The organism is Nocardia sp. FBN12, from assembly GCF_050320175.1.
In the GTDB taxonomy this organism is placed as follows: domain Bacteria; phylum Actinomycetota; class Actinomycetes; order Mycobacteriales; family Mycobacteriaceae; genus Nocardia.
In genome coordinates this window covers 4,953,076-4,975,523 of sequence record NZ_CP190048.1, presented here as the reverse complement: position 1 = coordinate 4,975,523, position 22,448 = coordinate 4,953,076, and the positions used below count along the sequence as shown (strand labels likewise).

Sequence of the window (22,448 nt, the reverse complement as noted above, 5' to 3'; positions counted from 1 at the left end):
CGAGTCCGGCTGCCGAGGGAGTTATGGGGCAGTGGGCGCGTGGCGAGATCAGCACCACACGCATGCGGGAGCTGATCCGGGGCATGCACGGCGCAGCGTGACGGTGGATCCGTACCTCGACCCCGAATCGGGAGTGTTGCGTAATCGACTAGGGATCGTCGACGCCGCTTCCTTACGTCAAGCGGAGGCCGATCTGAGTCAGGCTGCGCTCGCGGACCTGGGAATCAGGCCGCTGCCTGGCCGCTATGACCTGGAGCACCTGCGTGTGTTCCATCGTGAGATATTCGCTGACGTGTACCCATGGGCCGGTGAAGTTCGAACGGTCGGCATCGCCAAATCGGATCCGTTCTGCCTCCCGCATCACATCGTGAGTTACGCATCAGAGGTCTTCGCCTCTCTAGCGGCAGATGGGCATTTGCGCGGGTTGGACCGAACCGATTTCATCGTGAAGCTGACGCATTATCTCGGTGAGGTCAACGCGATCCATCCGTTTCGTGAGGGGAACGGTCGTACCCAGCGAGCGTTCTTCCACCAACTCGCTCGTGAGGCCGGCTGGATGATCGACTGGACAGGCCTTGATCCCGAGGCCAACGTGCAGGGGTCGATGGCGTCGCTGCGTGGTGACAACGAACCGATGCGCGATCTGCTGGACCGGCTGGTACGCCAGACTTAGCTCTTGCTGATCCGCTTGTCGTTGTCGCCGCTGTGATCGCCGGGCTCGTCGCACCAGCGGGTGCGGCCGCCGCGGAATCCGTCGCCGCACCTGTCGCTACGACCTCGGCCGCGCTCACCCGCGCTGAACGACCCCGGTGCCGAGGTCGAAGTGGATGCCTGCTCCGAGCATGGTGGTGGCGGGCAGGCCGATCATGGCGCGGAAGGATTCGCTGAAGTGGGAGGGGGTGGCGAAGCCGGCGTCGATGGCGGAGCGGGTGAGATCGTGGCCGTTCACGGCGTTGGTGATCGCGGAGACCATGCGGTTCCAGCGTTGGTAGCCACGGAACGTGGTGCCGCAGTGCTGGGTGAACAGGTGCAGGAAATGGCCGGTGGACAGGCCGAGGTTCGCGGCGATCTGGTCGGCGCGCAGGGCGTTGGCGGGCTGGTCACGGATCGCGGCGGCGAGTCTGGCGATGCGTGCGTCGGTGCCGAGGTTCGCGCCCGCGATCGCGCGGTTGTAGAGCAGATCCGGGTCGACGACGGGTTGGCCACACAGCTCGACGAGTTCGCGCTCGCGGCGGTGGCTGAGACCGAAAGTGCCTTCCGCGGAAGTCATCTCGTCGGCGATCATGGTTGCGGGCGCGCTCGACGGGTCGATGAACAACACCAGGATCCACCCCTGCGTGGCAACGACGCGGTGGGCGGTGCGGGCAGGCGCGAAAGAACTGCCCGTGCGAATCAGACCGCGGGCGGTGTGCACGATCAGCGGCCCGTCCAGCCCCACGGTGAGCATCGCGACCGGCGGCGAATGCGTATCGGGCAGCAGATCCGGGCCGACATACCCGATGTGCCCCGGCCGAGCCCACGCGGTCGGCATCCGAACCGAACCGCGAATCTCCGAACGGGCATTGATGCTCACCCTCACCAGGGTATCGACGCGCCGCCGGGTGCGCCGCGAACAGCACCGCGCACCGTTGTTGTCGGTGGTGCTTGGTATCAAGGTGCATGAGCACATTCATGCTGATCCCGGGCGCCGGATGCGATGCGGGCTACTGGCAGCAGGTAGCCGACGAACTGCGCGGGCTCGGTCATGACGCGGTGCCCGTGTCGCTGCCGAACGAGGACGACACCGCCGGGTTGGCGGAATACGCCGACGCCGTGGTCGAGGCGATCGGCGAACGCCGGGACGTGGTCGTGGTCGCGCACTCGTTCGGCGGTTTCACCGCGCCGCTCGTGTGCGATCGGGTCCCGGTCTCGCGAATGGTGTTGGTATCGGCCATGATTCCGTCTCCCGGCGAGGCGCCTGGCGACTGGTGGGCCGCCACCGGACACGAAACCTCGGGCGATGACGATGTGTTCTACAACCAGCTCACGCCTGAGCAGCAGGCCGAGGCCGAGAAGTACGAGCGTGGGCAGTCCGATACCCCGATGAAGTCACCATGGCCGCTCACGGCCTGGCCCGACGTACCTACCCGGTTCATCCTGCTCCGCGACGACCGATTCCTCCCCGCCGACTTCCTGCGCGAACTCGTCCGCACCCGGCTGGGGATCGAGCCGGTCGAGATGGGTGGCGGACATATGGCGATGCTGTCCAGGCCTGCCGAACTGGCTCGTCTGCTGCTCTGATCGCAGGCTTACGACGAGCACGTCGACAGCGGCGAGCACCGGGCACAGACAGTGCACTCCCTCATGGCCGGGCGAATCACGCGGGATGCTCGATCCGGCTGATCGATATCCGGCCTGAGGGCGGACGAATGTCGTTGCGAGCGCGTTGATTTCGGCTGGGTAGGCGAGGTGCCGCCGGTCAGCCGCGAACGGCCGCCATCAGGGTGTCGAGCGGATCGGCGGTGGGGAGCGCGAGCGCATGACCGACGACGGCCCGCGCCGCCTCCGGGGTCAGCCGACCTTCGACGTTGAGGTTGAATTTCATGGTGAGTTCGTCGTCGGAGAGCGGGTTTGCCGGACCGCCGCGATTGTGGTCCACACGCGCCTGATGCCAGGAACCGTCGCGGGTGCGCACGCGCAGCGCGGCCGGGAACTGGTGGGGGTAGAGCTCATCGCAGCGGTCGTCGCTGTGACTGGTCACCAGCCGCGCGAGTTCCAGCGTGCGCGGATCCTGCGCGGCGGCGTCGGTGAAATCGGCATGTCCCACACCGAGACCCGAGCCGCCGAGCAGCGCGCGAGCCACCGTGAACGGGCCCGAGAACGCCGCGTGGTATCCGGATTCGGGGGCCGCCTTCGCCGCGGGCGGTTCGGCGATGGTGCGCAGCACCGGTTTCGGGACGCCGAGCTCGATCTCCACGATGTCGGCGGGGTCCACCTCACGGCGCAGGATGCGGGCCGCGTCGATGCCCGCGTGGGTGAAGTGGTTGCAGGGGTAGGGCTTGAAGAAGATGCCGGGCAGTTCCCAGTGGTCGCCGAGCCGGTCGAGCACCTTCGCGGTGTCGGCCCGCTCGCCGCAGAAGGCGTGCAGGAAACCGAAGCGGCCCTCGATCACCGTGGGCGGGCCGGTGAGTCCGTGCCGGGCGAATTCCGCGGCCGTGACGCCGGAATGCGCGGCCCAGCCGCAGTGCGCGCGTTTGACGGTGCCGCCGGTGCGGTTGGCCTCCAGCAGACCGGCGCCGAAACTGGCGGCGATACCCATGGCATCGGCGATGCCCTCGGCGTCGAGGCCGTACAGCATGGCCGCGGCGGCGGCCGAGCCGACGGCGCCGCAGATGGAAGTGGCGTGCTGGCCCCGTTCGAAGAACTCCGAGTTCCCGAGTTCCTCGTCGTAGCCGCCCATGCCGAGGCGGACCGCGATCTCGATACCGACACCGGCGGCGTCGAGCACGGCGGCACCCGCGGCACCGGTCGCCTCACCGACCGCGAGCGCGGCGGGGACCACCGACGCCGACGGATGCAGGATCGACGGCAGGTGGGTGTCGTCGAAATCCATCGAATGGGCGAGGGTGCCGTTGATCAGGGCGGCGGTGGCAGCCGGGAACCGTTCCCCGGTGCCGATGCCGGTGGCCCGGGGTGCCCCGGCCCAGTCGCGGGCGACCGCGATGACGGCACGGGCCGATGGCTGGTCCTGCGCGGCGAGGGAGTTGCCGAGAACATCGAGCACGCGGCGGGCGACGTCTTTGCGCAGCTCGCCCGAAAGCCCGTTGGCGCGGGTCCGGTCGGCCAGCGCCGCGAGGCGGCCGACCACCGTGTTCTCGAAGTCGTGCCGAGTGCCTGATTCGCTCATGCCGACACCACCGCGACCGGCCGCACGGGCGAACCGGTACCGCCGGTGATCCGCAGCGGCGCCATCACGAAGGTGAACTCGGTGAGTCCGCGGGCACTGGCAGGCTCGAGATTCAGGTGTTCGATGATATGGATTCCATTCTCTACCAGCAGAATTCGGTGGACGGGCAGCACGCTGTGGCCCTGGCCGGGTGGGATGTGTTCGAAGGCGGTGGTATCCGCACCCGCGGCGACCACCCCGGCCGCGGCGAGCCACTCGGCCGCACTCTCATCGGCGCCGGGGACCCCGTCCTGTTGGCCGAGGTAGCGCTGCGCATCGTCGAAATGGCGAGCCCAGCCGGTACGGATGAGGACGACGTCCCCGCGCCGCGGTGTCACCCCGGCGGCGTCGGCGGCGTCACGCAGATCCTGCTCGGTGACGGCCTGACCGGCCTCGAGCGCCTCGACACCGCGCACCCGCGGTACATCGAGCAGCAGTCCACGGCACAGCATGAACGGGATGTTCTCCGCGCCGAGCTCGGTGAATCGGCCGCCGCGTTGCGCTTGCTCGGCATCGATATCGCCGTGCAGTTTGCCGCAGTGGCTGACGTGCGACAGGGCGTCCACGTGGGTGCCCACGTGCCCGCCCGTCACGATGATCTCGTTGGCGGCCGAACCGCCGTCCGGGCGGACCATATCGCCGTGCCGACGGATGAGGGTCATCCGGAAACCGGGGTGGTTGGGGGAACACGGCATACCCGTCGTATACGGATGTCCGAGCTCGACCACGTCGAGTGCGCCGCCTACCACGGCGTTCAACAGCGTGTCGTGGCCCGCGGTAACGGTTTGTCCGGTCATGCTCTCACTCCTCTTGCTGCTGCGGCCTGTGCTCGGTCGAGGACCACGCGGGCGTTCGCGACCACGGCGGGGTCGATGAATTTGCCGCTCTCGTCGAGAACCGCGGATTCGCCCGCGGCCATGGACGCGGCCGCGCGGTCGATGATCCGGCACGCTCGGTCGTGTTCCTCCGCCGTCGGCGTATAGGCCGTATTGACGATGTCGATCTGATCGGGGTGGATGACGGATCGGCCGAAGAACCCCTGGGCGCGCCCGGCCCTCGAGGTCTCGGCCAGCGCCGCCGGATCGTCCACAGCCGTCCACACGCTCTGGACCGGCGAGGACAGCCCGGCGGCGCGCGCCGCGGTGACGATCCAGCCACGCGCCCAAGTCAATCCCGACGGCTCGACGCGCAGATCGGCGGCGAGATCCGCCTCGCCGAGCGCGATCCCGGTGACCCGCGGATGGCACCGCGCGATCTGCGGGGCCACCAGCAGGCCCGCGGCGGATTCGATGATGGCGTGCACCGGGCAGTCGAGGCGTTGCGCTGTGGCCGCCACCGATTCGGGATCGTCGGATTTCGGCAACCGGGCCCCGGCCGGTGTGGGCCCGGTTGCCAGCGCGGCGAGTTCGGCTTCGAGCCACGGCGACCCGATGGCATTGAGCCGCAACCAGATATCGCGGTCCGGTGGCGCGGCGCGCAGCGCGTCGATGGCATTGTCGAGGGCCCGGTCTTTCGCGCCTACGGGTACGGCGTCCTCGAGGTCGATGACCACGGCGTCGGCCCTGCTGTCGATCGCCTTACCGATGCGGTCCGCGCGATGTCCCGGCACGTACAGCCAACTACGCGGGATCATTTCGCCGTCACCGCCGACCGGTGGCCGAGGGCGCGCGAAACCCGCTTGGCCGCTTCGACGAGCGCGCTCTCGTGCCGGTCGCAGGCTTCCGCTGTCATCCGGTAGCTCGGCCCGCACACGGACACCGAGCCGATCACCGTGCCGTCGGCGCCGAACACCGGCGCCGCGATCGAACCGGCGCCCTCCTGCCGTTCACCGGTCGACCGGCACACTCCGCGTTCGCGGGCTTCCCGCAGGGCGGCGCGGAGCGCGTCCGGATCGACGATGGTGGTGGCGGTGAGCCGCGGCAGCGCGCCGGACAGCACGTCCTCCTGCTCCTCCTTCGAAAGGTGGGCCAGGATGATGCGACCCGACGAGCCGCTGTGCAGTTCGAACCGACGGCCGAGCTCCACGGTCATCTTGATCTCCTGGGTGCTCTCGACCTGGTCGAGGTAGACGCGCCCGCCCGGCAGGCGGCCGGTCACCGTCGCGGTCTCGCCGGTGGCGCGTTGGAGATCCACCAGCGCCTCGCGAGCCATCCGGCGCAGCGGGGAGATGTCCATGGCCCGTGCGCCCAGCGTCGCGGCGGCCGGGCCGAGCAGGTAGCGGCGGGTATCGGGCTCGTAGAGCAGCAGGCCGCAGTCCACGAAGGTGGTGAGGATGCGGTGGGCGACGGCCTTGGACATACCGGTCGAGCGGGCGATCTCCGAGACGCCGAGCGCGCTCGGCCTGCGACCGAACTCGAGCAGTACCTCCGCTGCCCGCGCGGCGGATGTGGTGCCGCCACTCGAGGGCTCCATCGTGGCTCCGTTCTCTGGGGGGATTCGTGTTCCGCCAACCACCGTCACACGCGACGAGATCGACCAAACGCTAAACAAGTTGTACCGCTTAGCGAAACGATTGTCCAGGCGCATTTTGATGACTCGATGCCTGTTTCGCTAGATAGATCCTTGTGCAGGCACTTGTGCGCGAACCATCCAACGTGCATAGTGCAAGGGGTCACATTCTAGTGTTCCGCTAGACGGAACGATTTGGAGGAAGCGTGGACAGTCCGGATTTCGATCTCGTCGTCGCCGGTGCGGGCGGCGGACTGGTCGCCGCGCTGCGCGCGGCCGAACTGGGCGCGAACGTCCTGGTGGTCGACGCCGACGAGCACTTCCAGCGCGGCAACAACACCTCGATGTGCACCGCGATGATCCCCGCCGCGGGCACCCGCTGGCAGGAAGCCGCGGGCGTGCAGGACAGCCCGGACCAGTTCCTCGACGATATCGCCCGCAAAACCTCAGCTACCGCCGACCGGCGGGTGGCGCGTGCGCTGGCCGAATCGAGCGCGTCGCTGGTCACCTGGCTGGCCGACAATCAGGGCCTCGAACTCGAACTGGTCACCGATTTCCGCTACCCCGGCCACACCGCCGACCGCTGCCACAGCATTCCCGGACGGCACGGCTCCCGGCTGCTGCGTCACCTGGTTCAGCGCGCGCAGGCGCATCCGCGGATCGAATTGATCGCGCCGATGAGCCTGTGTCAGGTGCGCGCCGCCGACGGCCGGGTCACCGGGGTCGAGATCGCCACCCCCGACGGCAACAGCGAGCACCTGACCACGTCGGCCGTCCTGCTGGCGACGAACGGGTTCGGCGCCGATCGCGACCTCGTCCGCCGGCATATGCCGGAGATCGCCGACGCCCACTACCACGGCGGCCGGTTCAGTCGCGGTGACGCGCTGCGGATCGGCCGTGAGCTGGGTGCCGACAGTGCCTTTCTCGATGCGTACCAGGGGCACGCAGCGCTGTCCGCGCGCAGCCAGACACTCATCGGCTGGGCCACCGTCGTGCACGGCGGTGTGATCGTCGACAGCACGGGTCGCCGCTTCGCGCCGGAAACCACCGGCTACTCCGAGTTCGCCGCCATTCTCGCCGGTCGGCCGGGCGCGGCTGGCTGGATCGTCATCGACGAGCACATCGCCGAGTTGTGCTCGGTGTTCGACGATTTCCGCACCGTGGCCGAGAGCGGATCGCTGGTCCGGGCCGCTACCGCGGCCGGGCTGGCCGACAGTATCGGAGTGCCCGCCGCGGCGTTCGAGGACGAGCTCGACGCCGCCCGGCGGGCCGCCGCGGGGAAAGAGCCCGACCGGCAGGGTCGCACCGACACCCGCCGCCCGCTGGCCGCGCCCTACATCGCGATTGCCATCACCCCTGCCCTGTTCCATACCCAGGGCGGTCTCGTCGTCGACGAACACGCCCGAGTACTCGCCGGCGAAACACCGATACCCGGCCTGTACGCCTCCGGTGGCGCCGCCATCGGTATATCCGGCCACGGTGCCGGCGGCTACCTCGCGGGCAATGGCCTGATCACCGCCCTCGGCCTGGCCTTCCTCGCCGCCGAGCATGTGGGCAGCGCCGTCACCGCCTGACAAACAGCACGAACATCCAGATATTCGCCAGGAGAAGAAATGACCACCTACCTGATCAAGAACGGCACCGTCGTCCGCACCGACGACGCGGCTCCCGCCGAGGGTGAAACCGCCGACATCCTCATCGTCGACGGCAAGATCGCGGCCATCGGGCCCGATCTGAGTGCCGAAGGCGCCGAAATCGTCGACGCGACAGACAAACTGGTCTTCCCCGGTGTTGTCGACGCGCACCAGCACTGGGGTATCTACAACCCGCTGTCCGAGGACACGCAGACCGAATCCCGCGCCAGCGCGCAGGGCGGTGTCACCACCGCACTCACCTACATGCGCACCGGCCAGTACTACCTGAACAAGGGCGGCGCCTACGCCGACTTCTTCCCAGAGGTGCTCGACGCCTCGGCAGGCCGCAGCTACATCGACTACGCCTTCCACCTCGCGCCGATGTCGAAGGAACATATCGGCGAGATTCCCGACCTGGCCGCGGATCAGGGCGTGACCTCGTTCAAGATCTTCATGTTCTACGGCAGCCACGGGCTGCACGGGCGCTCCACCTCGCAGAGCGATTTCCTGATGATTCCCGAGGACGAGCGCTACGACATCGCACATTTCGAGTTCGTGATGCGCGGGGTCCAGCAGGCCCGCGAGCGGCATCCCGAACTCGCCCCGCACATCTCGCTCTCGCTGCACTGTGAGACGGCCGAGATCATGAGCGCCTACACCAAGCTCGTCGAGCAGGAAGGCACGCTCAGCGGCCTCGCCGCCTACAGCGCCTCCCGCCCGCAGCACTCCGAGGGCCTGGCCGTGACCATCGCGGCCTTCCTCGCGGACGAAACCGGCCTGCCGAATATCAACCTGCTGCATCTGAGTTCGGCCAAGGCGCTGAAGGCGGCCATGAAGATGGCCGAGGCGTTCCCGCATGTGAACTTCCGCCGCGAGGTCACCATCGGCCATCTGCTCACCGATATCGACAACGCGAACGGCCTCGGCGCCAAGGTGAATCCGCCGATCCGCCCGCGCGAGGACGTCGAGGCGCTGTGGGAGCACCTGCTCGCGGGCAATATCGACTGGGTCGTCTCCGACCACGCCTGCTGCAAGGACGAGGTGAAATTCGGCGAGGACCGCGACGATGTGTTCGCCGCGAAGTCCGGATTCGGTGGCACCGAGTACCTGCTGCCCGGTCTGGTCACCGAAGGACGCAAGCGCGGGCTGTCGCTGCGCCGGATCGCCCAGCTGACAGCCTCGAACCCGGCCGACCGCTACGGCCTGCCCGGCAAGGGCCGCCTCGCCGAAGGCGTCGACGCCGATATCGCGATCGTCGACCCGGGCCGCACCTGGACCGTGCATGCCGCGGACTCCGAATCCACCCAGGAATACACACCTTTCGAGGGATTCGAGCTCTCCGCCGCCGTCACCGACACCTTCGTGCGCGGCAATCGCGTGCTGGCCGACGGTGTGGTCACCGGCGAGCCCGAGGGCCGCTACATCTCCCGGCCGTACTGAGGAGTGCGGACTTGACGGACGAAGCGAACGTGAACCAGTCGACCGGCCCGCTGCGAGGCATCAAGGTCCTCGATGCCTCCACCATCCTCGCCGGACCGCTCACCGCGCAGATCCTGGGTGATTTCGGTGCCGAGGTCATCAAGATCGAGCACCCGGAGAAACCGGACGGGATGCGCGGCCACGGCCTCGACAAGGACGGAATTCCACTGTGGTGGAAGATGGTCAGCCGTAACAAGCAGACCGTCACGCTCAATCTCGGTACCGAGGACGGGCAGGCGATCTTCCGGGATCTGGCCGCCGAGGCCGATATCGTGGTCGAGAACTTCCGGCCCGGCACCTTCGAACGCTGGGGCCTTTCCTACCCCGCGCTCTCCGAACACAATCCGGGCCTGATCATGTTGCGGGTCACCGGGTTCGGCCAGCACGGCCCGTATGCCAAACGCCCGGCGTTCGGCACCCTGGTCGAATCGATGAGCGGTTTCGCCCATCTCACCGGCCAGCCCGACGGGCCGCCCACCCTGCCCGCCTTCGGGCTCGCCGATTCCATTGCGGGCGTAGCCGGTTCGTCGGCGGTTTCGATGGCGCTGTTCGAGCGAGAACGCAACGGCGGTACCGGCCAGGTGATCGACCTGGATCTGCTCAGCCCGATCATGACCGCGGTCGGTCCCGGCGTGATCTACGCCGACCAGCTCGGGATCGACCAGCAGCGCACCGGCAACAGGTCACAGAACAACGCCCCGCGCAACCTGTACCGCACCGCCGACGAGCACTGGCTGGCGATCTCCACCAGCGCCCAGGCCATCGCCGAGAAGGTGATGCGGATCGTCGGTCATCCCGAGGTGATCGACGAGGACTGGTTCGCCACCGGTCGCACCCGCGCCGAACACGCCGACCTCCTCGACGAGTACGTGGGTGGCTGGATCGCGGCACGCACCAGCGACGAGGTCACCAGCGTTTTCGAAGCAGCCGGCGCCGCGGTGGCGCCGGTCTACCGGCCGAGCGATCTACTCAAAGATCCCCAGGTCGTCGCCACCGACATGATCACCACTGTCGACGACGACGAACTCGGCCCCATGCGCATGCAGAACGTCATGTGGCGCATGACCCGATCCCCCGGTGCGATCCGACACACCGGCCGACCCGTCGGTGCCGATACCGACAAGGTCCTCACCCAGCTCGGGCGCAGCCCCGAGGCTATCGACGACCTGCGGGCCCGCAGGGTCATCTGACCCCGCGACTTTGCTTCATCCGAGGAGTTCGCTATGAAATCGCGTTGGTGGATGATCACCATCATTCTGGGCCTGGTAGTGGTCAACTATATCGATCGCAGTGCCATCTCGTACGCGGCAACCGATCTGAAGGCCGAATTCGGGATCACACCCGGGCAGTACGGCATCATCAGTTCCGCATTCTCGATCGGCTACATGCTGTTCGCCCTGCTCTCGGGACCGCTGGTCGACCGGTACGGTTCCCGGAAAGTGCTCATGGTCGGCATGTTCATCTGGGCCGCCGCCACCGCGCTCACCCCGTTCGCGGGTGGGTTCATCGGGCTCATCCTGCTGCGCATTCTCCTCGGCGCCGGTGAAGCACCCTGCTTCCCGGCGGCGACCCGGCTCGCGAGCCGGTGGCTACCGGCGCACGAACGAGGTAAGGCGCTGGCGCTCATCGGCGGTGTCGCGGTATCGGGCAGCCTCCTCGTCGGTGGCCCGATCCTCACTCAGCTGATCGCGCTGACCGGCTGGAAGGGCATGTTCTGGGTACTCGCGGTCGCCGGCCTCGTCTGGGTTGTGGTCGCCTACCCGTTCCTGAAGAACTCGCCGAGCGAGTCCGCGTTCGTCTCGAAGGAAGAACTGGACTACATCCGGTCCGGGCAGACCGAGGGCGAGGACAGCGGCCACGAGTCGACCACCGACTGGGGCGAGATCCTGCACAACCGCAACCTGTGGCTCGTCGGCGTGGGCTACTTCGCGTGGGGCTTCATGTTCTGGGCGTTCATGTACTGGCTACCGCAGTACCTGGAACACGAATTCGGTCTCTCCATCAAGGAGGTCGGCGGATTCTCGGTGGCGCCGTGGGCGGCAGGCGTGGTCGGCGCGTTCGCCGGTGGCGTCCTGGTGGACCGGGTGTACAAGCGCACCCAGAGCATCCGGTCACGCTTCCTCATCATCGGCGCGGCACTGCTGCTCGCGGGCACCTCGATCATCCCGATCCTGTTCTTCCCCGGCAATCTGACCGTCGCGTTGATCTGCATCTCGGCCGGTGTCGGCTTCGGCTTCATCACCGGCGGCATCTGGTGGGTCGCCTCGATCGATGCCGCCCCCACCCAGCCCGGTACGGCCGCCGGTTTCGCGGACGCCTGCTTCGCGCTGTCCGGCATCATCGCCCCCTCGGCGATGGGCTTCATCGTGGGTCGCACCGGCACCTACAACGGCGGGTTCATCGTGATGACGGTCCTGTGCCTGATCGGCGCGGCGGCGATGATCTTCTTCACCGAGGAGCCCGAACGCCCACCGCTCGCGGCCGAGCCGGAAGACGCGCTCGCCCCCGTCGAGTGATCCGGGCGGTGGGGTGCCACCGCCTGCCGAACGACGTGCCGCGTAACCCGATGAGGGGTTACGCGGCACGGTCGTCTGGTTGTCGCCCTCGGTCATTCGGCGACCTCGGGTAGGCGCGGGACCGAGGCTACGAGCTGGCGGGTGTATTCGTGTCGGGGGGAGCGCAGGACAGTGTCGGCCTCGCCGGATTCGACGATCTGGCCGTTCTTCATCACGAGGACGCGGTCGGCGAGGTGGTGCACTACGCCGAGGTCGTGGGAGATGAGGAGCAGGGCGGTGCCGAATTCGGATCGGAGTTCGGCGAGCAGATCGAGGATCTGGGCTTGGACGGAGACATCGAGGGCGGAGAGGGGTTCGTCGGCTACCAGGAGGGCGGGGTTGGGGGCAAGGGCGCGGGCGATCGCCACGCGTTGGCGTTGGCCGCCGGAGAGGGTGCGGGGGTGGCGGGGGAGCAGATCGCGGGCAAGGCCGACCGCGTCGAGAATTTCGCGGACGCGCTGGGTGCGGGCCTTTCCGCGCAGGCCGACCGTGTCGAGGCTCTCGCCGATCACGCGCTCCACGGTGTAGCGGGGGTCGAAGGAGCTGAGTGGGTCCTGGGCGATCAGCTGCGCCGCGCCACGGAGGGGGCGTAATGCCCTGTCGGAGAGCTCGCTCCACGGTTCGCCGTCGACGACCACCCGCCCCGACGACGGTGCGATGAGCCGCAGTGCGAGACGAGCCGTGGTGGTCTTGCCCGAACCCGATTCGCCCACGATGCCGAGGGTTTCGCCGCCGAACAGGTCGAAGTCGACGTTGTCGACCACGGTGCGGGCGGCCGATCCGGAGCCGTAGGTCTTGCGCAGGTTGCGGACCGAGAGCACGACCCTGGTGTTGTCCACCGAGCGCGGCGGCAGCGGTGAGCGCTCGGACACCGACAGTTTCGACCCGCGTGAGGCCGCCGACGGCACGGCCGCGAGCAGCTTCTCGGTGTACGGATGCGTCGGACGGGTCAGCACGTCGTGCGTGCTGCCCTCCTCGACAACCTCCCCGTCGCGCATGACCAGCACCCGGTCGGCCACCTCGGCCACCACTGCCAGGTCGTGGCTGATCAGCAGCAGAGCCGTGCCCTCGGCTTTGCGTGCGCGAAGCAGGTCCAGGATCTGTTGCTGCACAGTCACATCGAGCGCGGTGGTCGGCTCGTCGGCGATGATGAGACGCGGATCGCCCGCGAGTGCCGTCGCGATCAAGACGCGCTGGCGCAGTCCGCCCGACAGCTCGTGCGGATATTGGCGCAGTCGTAGTTCGGGTTCGGGGACACCGACGTCGGTGAGCAGCCGCACGCTACGTGCGGTGAGCGCCTGCCCGCGCAGCTCGGTCAGCGCGCGTTGCGCTTCGGCGAGCTGGCTGCCGATCGAGTACAGCGGATCGAGGGAAACCAAGGCGTCTTGCAGTACGAAGCCGACGTCGGAGCCCCTGATCCGCCGCCATTGCCGCTCGCGATGTCCACGCGCGTCCTGGCCGAAGAGCTCGAGCCGATCGGCGCGCACGGCAGCACCTGGTCCCGCGAGGCCGACCAGCGTGCGTGCCGTCACCGACTTGCCCGACCCGGACTCGCCGACGAGGGCGACGGCCTCACCCGGCTCGATCCGCAGATCGATGCCGCGCACTACCTCCTTCGCCGCGAACCCGACCCGCAGATTCTCGACCGCGATCAGACTCATACCGATGGCCTTCCGTCGTAGTGCCGCTGCCAGCGCCGGCCGAGCGAGCTCACCGCGATGACCGTGGCGGTGACGGCCACACCGGGCAGCACGCCGATCCACCAGGCATTACGCAGGTAATTGCGTCCTTCGGCGAGCATCGCGCCCCATTCCGGTTCCGGCGGTTGCGGACCCATCCCCAGGAAGCTCAGCCCCGCCGCGCCGAGAATGGCGGTGCCCAGGCCGATGGTGGCCAGAATCGGGACTTGCGCGACGGCGTGTGGCAGGACATGCCGCCGCACCAGCGTCGTCCTGGTGAGTCCGAAAGTTCGTGCCTGCTCGACATATCCGGACTCCTGCACCACGAGGGTCTGCGCCCGCACCACCCGGGCGAATCGGGGGATCGAGGCGACACCGAGCGCGAAGATCAAATTCGTAGTGCCTGGCCCGGTGAACGAGATCAGGACCAGCGCGAGCAGTAGATCGGGGAACGACGAGACGACGTCGAGGAACCGGGTGATCAGCTCGTCGAGCGGCCCACGCGCCAACCCGGACAGCAGGCCGAGCGCCGTGCCAGCCACCACCGCGATCGCGACGGCGGTGACGCCGATGAGCAGCGAGTAGCGCGCGCCGTGGACGACGCGGGTGAAGACGTCACGCCCCAGGTGGTCCGTGCCGAACCAATGCCGCGCGCTCGGTGGCAGTTGGGCGGCAAGGGGATCGGCGGCGAGCGGATCGGCACCGGTCAGCAGGGCGGGGGCAACCACCGCGATGGCGACCAGCCCCACTGTCAGCGCTGCGATGGCAACGCCCGGCGTCACCGCGAAACCCTTCGCACGCAGGCTGATTCGGTCGACGGTCGTGCGCGGAAGATCTGCGATCGTCATAGCGCCGCTCCACATCGGCAGTCGGGCAGTGCGCGTGAAGATGTTGTGTGCAGGGCGATTCGGCCCCTTCGACGCATTCCGCCGGCAGTCATCGTTGCCCTCCATTGCGTGAATCGCGGCGCAGCCGTGGGTCCAGCCACAGGTAGAGCAGATCGACCAGCGTGCTGATCACGACGTAGACGAACGCCGAGAGAATCGCCACCGCCACCACCACGGGAAGATCCTGTGCGAGAACAGCTTCGACAGTCACCCGGCCGAGTCCCGGCCTGCCGAAGACCTCTTCGATGATCACCGCCCCACCGAGCAATCCGCCGACCAACCAGCCGGTCAAGGTCACCGCGGGCAGGGCCGCGTGGCGCAATCCGTGCCGCAGCCGCAACGCGCTCTCGCGCACCGACCACGACCGCACCGTCACCGCGAACGGTTCGTCGAGCGCCCGCTCCAGCCCGTCACGCAGCACCTGGGAGATCACCGCGCCCAGCGAAAGGCCGAGCGCGAGCGCGGGCAGGACCAAGGCCGCCAGTCCCTTGTTCGCCGCCACCGGAAAGATCTTCAGCTGGAAGCTGAATACCGACAGCAACACGATGCCGAGCCAGAACGCTGGCGTCGAAACAAGAGCCAGCTCAACAGCATTCGCGATAGCACGCGATCGCCGCCGCTGCGCTGTGGTCGTCGCGACGACCACCGCGAACACCAGCGCTACCAGCAACGCGGCGCCGGTCAGCGCCAAGGTGGGCCCGGCCTGCGAGCCGATCACTTCCGACACCGGCCGTTGCAGCACATAGGAACGCCCGAAATCCCCCTGCACCACATTCCACAGGTAGCGGGCGTACTGGACAACGGCCGGACTGTCGAGTCCCCATTCGGCGCGGATGGCCGCCTCAACCTCCGGGGTGCGCGGCTGTTCGCCGAGCAACACGTCGACCGTGTCGCCCGGCGCCAGCCGCACACCGAGGAACGACAGCGTGGTCGCACCCCACAGCACTCCGATCCCCGTGATCACCCGCAGCACAACTGTTTTGGTGATCCCAGAGCGCCCGCCACGCTCGCTGTCCGCGATCGGCGCCGCTGTTTCCGGGGCGACAACCTTCGCCGTCACGGTCGCAGGACCGATCCGGTACACCAGCGATCCACCGGAGCTGAGCCGACCGCCGACTGCCGGGCCGAACCTCCTGGCCTACCCTGATCGCCCCGGCGGACGGCCACGACAGACCGCCGACGCGACCTACACGCGCCGCCGCGCACAGCGGGCCGACCCCCGCGCCCGCCGCGGGTCCCGCTATCCACGATCGACCCAGATGTCGTACGCGTTCTCCGGAAGCTGCTTGTACGGCCGGTATCCCGCGCCGTACACGTGGGCGCCCGTCGCGATCTGGTTCTCGGGGATGTAGAGCGGCAGCCCGTAGGCCTTGTCGACGAGCGCGAACCGCTGCAACTGCGCGTACTGCTTCGCCCGCTCGGTGGTGTCGGTGGTCGAGGCGGCGGCCCGCAGCCAGCTGGACAGTTCGGGATCGGTGGCGCGGCTGTAGTTCAGCGTGCCCAGCGGCGTCGGCGGGTACCAGTGGTTCTCGATGTCGATGCCGCCGGTGATGGTGTCGGAGTTCGCGATCGACCCGAAAGCGTTCTTCTTGCGGAGCTCGCCGTAGGTGCCCAGGTCGACGTAGGACAGCTTCAGATCGATGCCCGCGTTCTGCTTGGCCTGCGCCTGCACCGCCTGCAACAGCACCTCACGCTGGTCGCGGACCGTCGACTGGGCCTGCACCAGTTCGATGGTCAGCCGCTGGCCGTCCTTGGTCCGGAAGCCGTCGGAATCCTTTGCTGTCCAACCGGCTTCGTCGAGCAGCCGGTTCGCGGCGGACTTGTCGGCACCGTAGGTACCTTCGATGCTCTTGTCGTAGAACAGCGTGTCGACGCTGGAGGCGATACCCCAGCCGCGGGTGCGCTCGCCGCGATAGATCGACTGCAGCACCGCGTTGACATCGACGGAGTTGTTGAGCGCCTTGCGGACTCGCGCATCGGTGGCCGGGCCGAAGGTCGAGTTCCAATACAGCGTGTACGGGCTGCCGTTGTTCAGCCCGGTCGAATAGGTGAAGTCGGGGTTGTCCCGGAACAGGTCGGCGTCGTTACCCGAGACGCCCTCGATGAGGTCGACCTGACCGGAGGTGAGCGCCCCGGTGCGTACCGACGACTCGGGCAGGAAACGGTAGGTGACCTCGTCGAGGTAGGCCGGACCCTGATGCTTCGCGCTCTGCGGCGCCCAGTTGTAGTCGGGGTTCTTGCGGAAGTGCAGTTCCTGACCCTTCACGTAGCGGTCGAGGACGAACGGACCGGTACCCGCGATCTCCGGCCCACCGGCCTTGAGCTGCGGCTTGTCCCACGCGGCCGGGGAGATGATGGGGAATCCGGCGGCGAAGTCGAGGAACGGCGCGTACGGGTCCTTCAGGGTGAACACCACGGTGCGCTCGTCGCGGGCGGTCACCGCGGCCAGGTGTGAGAGCGGGCCTGCGGACCAGCCGCCGGAATAGGACACATCCTGCATCGTGGTGAAGTTGCGGGCCACGGCGGTCGCGGTGAGCGGGTTGCCGTCGGTGAACTTCACGCCCTCGCGCAGCGGGAAGGTGTAGGTGAGCCCGTCGGGCGAGATCTCGTGGCCGGTGGCCAGCCACGGGACGAAACCGCCCTCGGTGGTGCGCGCCAGCAGCGACTCGAAGATGTTGCGCAACATCAGGTGCGTGTTGCTCTGCCCGTTGAGGTGCGGATTCAGCGTGGTCGGCTCGGTCTCCACTCCCCACGTCACCGAGCCGCCGCTGACCGGTTGCGCCGATTCGCGTGCCGCGGTGTCCGTTCCACCACACGCGGTCGCCAGCACGGCCACCGCCGATACCAGAGCTGTGGCAAGTAGTCGCCGATGTCGCATCACAGCGCGGCGCCCCTCTCTTCGATGAGAAACAGTGATTGAGCGGTGGTGACGACGGCGCCTTCGGCCGCGGTCACGGTGACGATCCCCGCATGGGTGGCGGTGAGTTCGTGTTCGAGCTTCATGGCCTCGACCACGCCGAGCAGCTGTCCTTTCTCGACCGGGTTGCCCGATTCGACGTGGAGCTGCACGAGAGTGCCCGGCATGGGCGAGCGGATCTCGGGATCCGTCGCGGTGGTGCCGAGCGAGCGGTATTCGGCGTAGCGCACCTGCCGGGAAACCCCGGCTACCTGGCAGATCCAGCCCTCGCCTACGCGTCGTAGGACACACGGGATGGAGCCGACCGTGATCGTGTCGCCGACGGTTCGCAGGGCTGCGACCCCCACCTCGATATGCGCGGGTCCGGTGATGGTCTGCTGGGCGCCTACTTGCGCACCGGTGGTTGGTCGCGGGCCGATACCCGGCCGCGCGATGGATTGCGGAGCAGCCACTTCCGGGCTGGTCGGGATGGAGGCTGGGTCGGTGGCGTCTGCGCGGACCAGCACCGCGTCGCCGTCATAGCCGCTGACCCACACCGTGAACGCGCGTCCGTCGACCGACAGGTCCAGGCTGCCGAGATCGCGATCAGCGGGATCGAGCCAGGCCCGATCGCCACCGGGAGCGCCGGTAGACCATGGCGTCGTCCGGTCGGGTGCGGTGAGCGCGGCGGCTACCGCGAGGGCACTCAGCTCGTCGGGATCGGCGAACTCGACGACCGGATCGATCCGGTCCAGATAGGCCGTGTCGTGCTGGGCCGCCGCGACGATCGGAGCGGCCAGGACACGCGCCACATAACCGAGGTTGGTCGAAATGCCTTGCCAGCGAAGGTCTTCGCATGCCCGCCGCGCCGCAGCGAGCGCGTCCTCTCGGGTGGCGCCGGTGGCGACGAGTTTGGCGATCATCGGATCGAACCCGCCGGTGACATCGAGACGGCGGTCGAAGGCGCGTTCGACGCGAACCTCCGGCCAGTGGGTCACCTCGAGCTCGCCCGGGCACGGCAGGAACGACCGGAACGGATCCTCGGCATACATCCGCACCTGTACCGAAGCGCCCGTGTACGCGATCTCGGCCTGGTCGGCGGGCAGTGGTTCGCCCGAAGCGACCCGCAACTGCCACTCCACCAGATCTACGCCGGTGATCTCCTCGGTGACGGTGTGCTCCACCTGCAACCGCGTGTTCATCTCGATGAAGAAGAACTCGGCACCCACCAGCAGGAACTCGAAGGTGCCCGCGCCCACGTACTGCAAAGCCTTCGTGCCCTGCACCGCGGCGTCGAACATCGCCGCGCGCACCGCATCGGGAATCCGTGGGGCAGGCGCTTCCTCGATCACCTTCTGATGCCGCCGCTGCAGCGAGCAGTCCCGATCGAAAAGGTGTACCGCGTGGCCGAATTCGTCGCCGAACACCTGAACCTCGATGTGCCGCGCGCGCTCGGCATACCGCTCCAGATGCAGTCGCCCATCAGCGAAAGCCGCTGTCGCGGTGCGGGAAGCCGACGCCAGGGCCTCGCGCAGCCCGGCGGCCGAGCGCACCACCGACATGCCCTTGCCGCCACCGCCGCCGGCGGGCTTGACGATCAGCGGATACCCGATATCGGCGGCCACACCGACCAGCGCATCGAGATCCTCGCTCGCCCGCGCCGTGCCCGGTAGCACTGGCACTCCCGCCTCGGCCATCACCTGACGCGCGGAGGACTTGTCGGCCATGGTCTCGATCACCCGCGAGCTCGGGCCGACGAACACCAGCCCGGCGGCACGCACCGCACGCGCGAAATCGGCGTTCTCGGAGAGGAATCCGTACCCGGGATGCACGGCGTCGCACCCGGTTTCGACGGCGGCACGCACCAGCGCGACCGCGTCCAGGTAACCGGGGGGTCGCGATCGGTGCGCACCGCGTGCTGTGTCAGTGGGTGCGGTGCCGGTGTTCACCGGGCCCGGATGGCCAGTGGCCACGGCGTTGTCGTGTGCGGGGTCGACGAGGTTCACCGTCGCCACCGCGGCCGCGTGGTAGGTGAGCGCGCGGTCCTCGTCGACGCTCACCGTCACGTACTCGATGCCGAGCCGATCGCAGGTGCGGGCGATCCGGGCCGCGATCTCGCCCCGGTTCGCGATGAGCAAGCGTGAGATCACAGCCGGAACACCCCGAAATTCGAACCGGCGGGTTGCGGCCGATCCCACCGCTCGTGCGCCAGCGACAAGCACCGCGCCAACCACGACCGGGTGTCCTCCGGTTCGACCACGGCGTCGATCCACATCCGCGCCGCGATATAGGTCGGCAGCGATTGCCGCTCGAAACTGTCGATGATCGGTTGCTTGATGGCCGCTTCCTCAGCAGCGCTGAGCTCCTTGCCTTCTCGGCGCAACCGGTCACGCTTGAGGATCGCCATCACCGCCGCGGCCTGCTCGCCACCGACACCGGTGGAGCGGGCGTTCGGCCACATCGCCATGAACTGGCCGCCCATCGACCGCCCCGACATCGCGAAGTTGGCGGCGCCGAAACTCCCGCCGATGACAAGGGAGATCTTCGGCACGGTGGCGCACGAGACCGCGTTCACCATCTTCGCGCCGTGTTTGGCGATCCCGGCCCGCTCGTACTCCTCGCCGACCATGAACCCACTCACGTTGTGCACGAACAACAGTGGAATGCGCCGCTGCTCGCAGATCTGGATGAAGTTGGTGGCTTTGAGCGCGCTGTCGGGGAAGATCACGCCCTGATTCGCGATGATCCCGACCTCGTAACCCGCGATCCGCGCGGTCGCGCACACGATCGTGATGCCGTAGTCCTTGCGATACTCGACCCACGAGGTGGCATCGACCACGCAGCGCAGGATCGCGCGGACGTCCATCTCCTTCTTGGTGGTCGCCGGAATCAGATCCGGCAGCCGCGCCGGATCGTCGGCGGGCTCGAGCGCCGCGAACGCGGGAGGACGCACGCGGTCACCGGGCGTGCGTGACACGATGTCGCGCACGATCGCCAGCGCTTCCAGCTCGTTCGCCGCGAGATGGTCGGCCACCGCGGTTTCGCGCACGTGCAGCTCGGCGCCGCCGAGTGTTTGCGCGTCGACCACCACGCCCGTGGCGGCTTCCACCAGCTGCGGCCCGCCGAGGAACACGGTGCTGAGATCGCGCACCATCACCGTCTCGTCGCTCATCGCGGGGATGTAGGCGCCACCCGCCGTGCAGATGCCGAGCACCGCCGAGATCTGCGGCAGACCCAGCGCCGACATCTCCGCGATGTTGCGGAACATCTTTCCGAGGTGTTCCTCGTCGGGGAAGATCTCCTCCTGCAACGGCAGGTAGATGCCGCCCGAGTCCGCCAGGTACACGCACGGTAAGCGGTACTCCCTGGCCAGCTTCTGCCCGCGCAGGTGCTTCTTGATCGTGAGCGGATAGAAGGTTCCGCCCTTGACGTGCGGATCGTTGGCGAACACCATGCAGGGCCTGCCGTGGATGGTGCCGATGCCGACGATCAGCGCGGCGGCGGGCAGGTCGGTGTCGTAGACCTCGTGCGCGGCGAGCCTGCCGATCTCCAGGAACGGCGTGCCCGGGTCCAGGATGCGGTTGACCCGTTCGCGCACAGGCAGTTTCGTGTCCCCGTGGCGCCGGCGCGGCGCCACGATCCCGGCGGTGTGATCGCGCAGCAGGCTGCGCTGGGCTTCGAACCCGATGGTGTTCTCGATGACTGCGGTCATGCCGGCTGTTCCTCCCGGTCCTGATGCGCGGCGAGGCGGGCGCTCAGGGTGTCGGCGAAGCGACGGATCGTGTCGGGCTCGAGGTCGGCCCGCAGCATCAGCCGCAGGCCCGCGCTGCCGCGGCGGATGATCGGGAAGAACACCGGCGAGGTGTAGAACCCGGCGTCGAGCATGTCGCGTGCTACGGCGACCGTGACGTCCTCCTGGCCGATGCTCACGAACCGGATCGGCAGTCCGTCACCGGCGAGGTCGGTGTCGACCAGGGAGTCGAACAGGCGGATCCGCTCCTGGAGCGCGACCTGCAGTCGATCGACGGTGCCGTCGTCGTGCAGCTCGCACGAGGCGATGATCGCGCCGAGTCCGGCCGTGTTGACGCGCTGCGACCACATCAGCGGGCCACTCGTGCGCAGCAGGGTGGGTAGCCGGGAGGCATCGCCCGCCGCGCCGAAGAAGATCACGCCACCACTGGCGCCGAAACCCTTGTTGAGCGAGGCGATCACGAGCGTCCGCTCGCGCCAGCCGCCGTAGGCGCCGAGGACGAATCCGCGGCCACCGCTACCCAGCGTCGAAATACCGTGTGCCTCATCGAAATACAGGAACAAGCCGTATCGGTCCTGGAGCCGGTGCAGCTCGGCGAGCGGTGCGCCGCCACCTGTGCTGTAGACCCCGTCGGCGACATAGGCCACGTGGGAATGCTTGCGGCACAGCTCTTCCAAGGCGGCGATGTCGTTGTGCTCGATCGTCACCAGTTCGGTCTCGTCCGCGACCAGCGGCTTCATCGCGTTCAGGCAGAAGTGCGCGTTCTTGTCGAAGACCACCAGCGGCGGGTGCCCGTCGGTGAGCTCACCGGAGGCCAGCAGCGGCAATGTCGCCCAGGCGGCGGCCGCGCACGACGACACCGTCACCGCTTGGGCGTCGAAGGTCCGGGTCAGGCGGTGCTCGGCCGCTTCCAACAGACCGAGCCGGATGCGCATTCGGGAGATGGAGGAATTGATTGTCGCGGTTTCGTCGAGTCCGCGATGAGCGCCCTCGATGATTCGCGGATCGCTGTCGAGGCCCAGGTAGGAATAGGACGAGAAGTTGACGATCGTCCGGCCGTCGCGCGAGTTGACTATTCCCTCGCGCATATCATCGGCGATGATGTCGACCAGGCCGTGGGCGGTGCTGTCATTCCAAAATGTATTGCTCAGTTGTAACTGTCTGCGGATATTGGCGAATTGGTGTCGGGCCATT

At 68.0% G+C, this 22,448-nt stretch carries 18 protein-coding genes; 6 read left to right on the top strand and 12 right to left on the bottom strand.

Going from position 1 to position 22,448, the window contains the following annotated elements; all coding sequences use genetic code 11:
• Positions 1–97 precede the first annotated feature (97 nt).
• Positions 98–673 carry a Fic/DOC family protein gene (locus tag ACQHI0_RS23585; RefSeq protein WP_427904007.1) on the top strand — a complete coding sequence of 192 codons (576 nt, stop codon included), beginning with the start codon at positions 98–100 and terminating at the stop codon, positions 671–673.
• Positions 674–787: 114 nt separating this feature from the next.
• On the opposite strand, the gene ACQHI0_RS23580 is transcribed toward ACQHI0_RS23585, so the two are convergent.
• Positions 788–1,573: a helix-turn-helix domain-containing protein gene (locus tag ACQHI0_RS23580; RefSeq protein ID WP_427904006.1), complete on the bottom strand. Its 786-nt coding sequence runs from the start codon at positions 1,571–1,573 to the stop codon at positions 788–790.
• An 86-nt stretch (positions 1,574–1,659) separates the two neighbouring features.
• Here ACQHI0_RS23580 and ACQHI0_RS23575 point away from each other — a divergent pair, with 86 nt between their 5' ends.
• A complete protein-coding gene (locus tag ACQHI0_RS23575; RefSeq protein WP_427904005.1) occupies positions 1,660–2,280 on the top strand; it encodes an alpha/beta fold hydrolase in 621 nt (206 codons plus the stop codon).
• Positions 2,281–2,458: 178 nt separating this feature from the next.
• Here ACQHI0_RS23575 and ACQHI0_RS23570 read toward each other — a convergent pair whose 3' ends face one another.
• Genes ACQHI0_RS23570 through ACQHI0_RS23555 form a run of 4 tightly spaced genes read right to left on the bottom strand, consistent with a single transcriptional unit; the run spans position 2,459 to position 6,337 of the window.
• Positions 2,459–3,886, bottom strand: coding sequence for an MmgE/PrpD family protein (locus ACQHI0_RS23570; protein WP_427904004.1), 1,428 nt, complete (start codon positions 3,884–3,886; stop codon positions 2,459–2,461).
• Positions 3,883–4,722 carry a cyclase family protein gene (locus ACQHI0_RS23565; protein WP_427904003.1) on the bottom strand — a complete coding sequence of 280 codons (840 nt, stop codon included), beginning with the start codon at positions 4,720–4,722 and terminating at the stop codon, positions 3,883–3,885. Before ACQHI0_RS23565 ends, ACQHI0_RS23570 begins: the two co-directional genes overlap by 4 nt.
• Positions 4,719–5,558, bottom strand: coding sequence for an HpcH/HpaI aldolase/citrate lyase family protein (locus tag ACQHI0_RS23560; protein ID WP_427904002.1), 840 nt, complete (start codon positions 5,556–5,558; stop codon positions 4,719–4,721). Before ACQHI0_RS23560 ends, ACQHI0_RS23565 begins: the two co-directional genes overlap by 4 nt.
• Entirely contained in the window at positions 5,555–6,337 is a 783-nt protein-coding gene (locus ACQHI0_RS23555) for an IclR family transcriptional regulator (protein WP_427904001.1), read from the bottom strand. Before ACQHI0_RS23555 ends, ACQHI0_RS23560 begins: the two co-directional genes overlap by 4 nt.
• 242 nt (positions 6,338–6,579) lie before the next feature.
• Between ACQHI0_RS23555 and ACQHI0_RS23550 the strand changes: the two genes are divergently transcribed.
• Genes ACQHI0_RS23550 through ACQHI0_RS23535 form a run of 4 tightly spaced genes read left to right on the top strand, consistent with a single transcriptional unit; the run spans position 6,580 to position 12,002 of the window.
• Entirely contained in the window at positions 6,580–7,947 is a 1,368-nt protein-coding gene (locus ACQHI0_RS23550; RefSeq protein WP_427904000.1) for an FAD-dependent oxidoreductase, read from the top strand.
• Between the two features lie 39 nt (positions 7,948–7,986).
• A complete protein-coding gene (locus ACQHI0_RS23545; RefSeq protein WP_427903999.1) occupies positions 7,987–9,447 on the top strand; it encodes a dihydroorotase in 1,461 nt (486 codons plus the stop codon).
• 11 nt (positions 9,448–9,458) lie between these two features.
• On the top strand, positions 9,459–10,676 hold the full coding sequence (locus tag ACQHI0_RS23540; RefSeq protein ID WP_427903998.1) for a CaiB/BaiF CoA transferase family protein: 1,218 nt from the start codon (positions 9,459–9,461) through the stop codon (positions 10,674–10,676).
• A gap of 33 nt (positions 10,677–10,709) precedes the next feature.
• Positions 10,710–12,002 (top strand): MFS transporter, encoded by a 1,293-nt coding sequence (locus ACQHI0_RS23535; RefSeq protein ID WP_427903997.1) that lies wholly within the window; start codon positions 10,710–10,712, stop codon positions 12,000–12,002.
• A gap of 92 nt (positions 12,003–12,094) precedes the next feature.
• Here ACQHI0_RS23535 and ACQHI0_RS23530 read toward each other — a convergent pair whose 3' ends face one another.
• The 7 genes from ACQHI0_RS23530 to ACQHI0_RS23500 form a co-directional block, all read right to left on the bottom strand.
• Positions 12,095–13,702: a dipeptide ABC transporter ATP-binding protein gene (locus ACQHI0_RS23530; RefSeq protein WP_427903996.1), complete on the bottom strand. Its 1,608-nt coding sequence runs from the start codon at positions 13,700–13,702 to the stop codon at positions 12,095–12,097.
• Positions 13,699–14,568 carry an ABC transporter permease gene (locus tag ACQHI0_RS23525; RefSeq protein ID WP_427903995.1) on the bottom strand — a complete coding sequence of 290 codons (870 nt, stop codon included), beginning with the start codon at positions 14,566–14,568 and terminating at the stop codon, positions 13,699–13,701. Before ACQHI0_RS23525 ends, ACQHI0_RS23530 begins: the two co-directional genes overlap by 4 nt.
• A gap of 88 nt (positions 14,569–14,656) precedes the next feature.
• Complete coding sequence (locus tag ACQHI0_RS23520) at positions 14,657–15,667, bottom strand: ABC transporter permease (protein WP_427903994.1); 1,011 nt, start codon at positions 15,665–15,667, stop codon at positions 14,657–14,659.
• Between the two features lie 180 nt (positions 15,668–15,847).
• Complete coding sequence (locus ACQHI0_RS23515; RefSeq protein WP_427909275.1) at positions 15,848–17,485, bottom strand: ABC transporter substrate-binding protein; 1,638 nt, start codon at positions 17,483–17,485, stop codon at positions 15,848–15,850.
• Positions 17,485–19,653 carry a biotin carboxylase N-terminal domain-containing protein gene (locus ACQHI0_RS23510; RefSeq protein WP_427903993.1) on the bottom strand — a complete coding sequence of 723 codons (2,169 nt, stop codon included), beginning with the start codon at positions 19,651–19,653 and terminating at the stop codon, positions 17,485–17,487. The genes ACQHI0_RS23515 and ACQHI0_RS23510 overlap by 1 nt, the downstream gene beginning before the upstream one ends.
• On the bottom strand, positions 19,650–21,215 hold the full coding sequence (locus tag ACQHI0_RS23505; RefSeq protein ID WP_427903992.1) for an acyl-CoA carboxylase subunit beta: 1,566 nt from the start codon (positions 21,213–21,215) through the stop codon (positions 19,650–19,652). The genes ACQHI0_RS23510 and ACQHI0_RS23505 overlap by 4 nt, the downstream gene beginning before the upstream one ends.
• Positions 21,212–22,447, bottom strand: a complete 1,236-nt coding sequence (locus ACQHI0_RS23500) for an aminotransferase class I/II-fold pyridoxal phosphate-dependent enzyme (RefSeq protein WP_427903991.1) — start codon at positions 22,445–22,447, stop codon at positions 21,212–21,214. The genes ACQHI0_RS23505 and ACQHI0_RS23500 overlap by 4 nt, the downstream gene beginning before the upstream one ends.
• Between the last annotated feature and the right edge of the window lies 1 nt (position 22,448).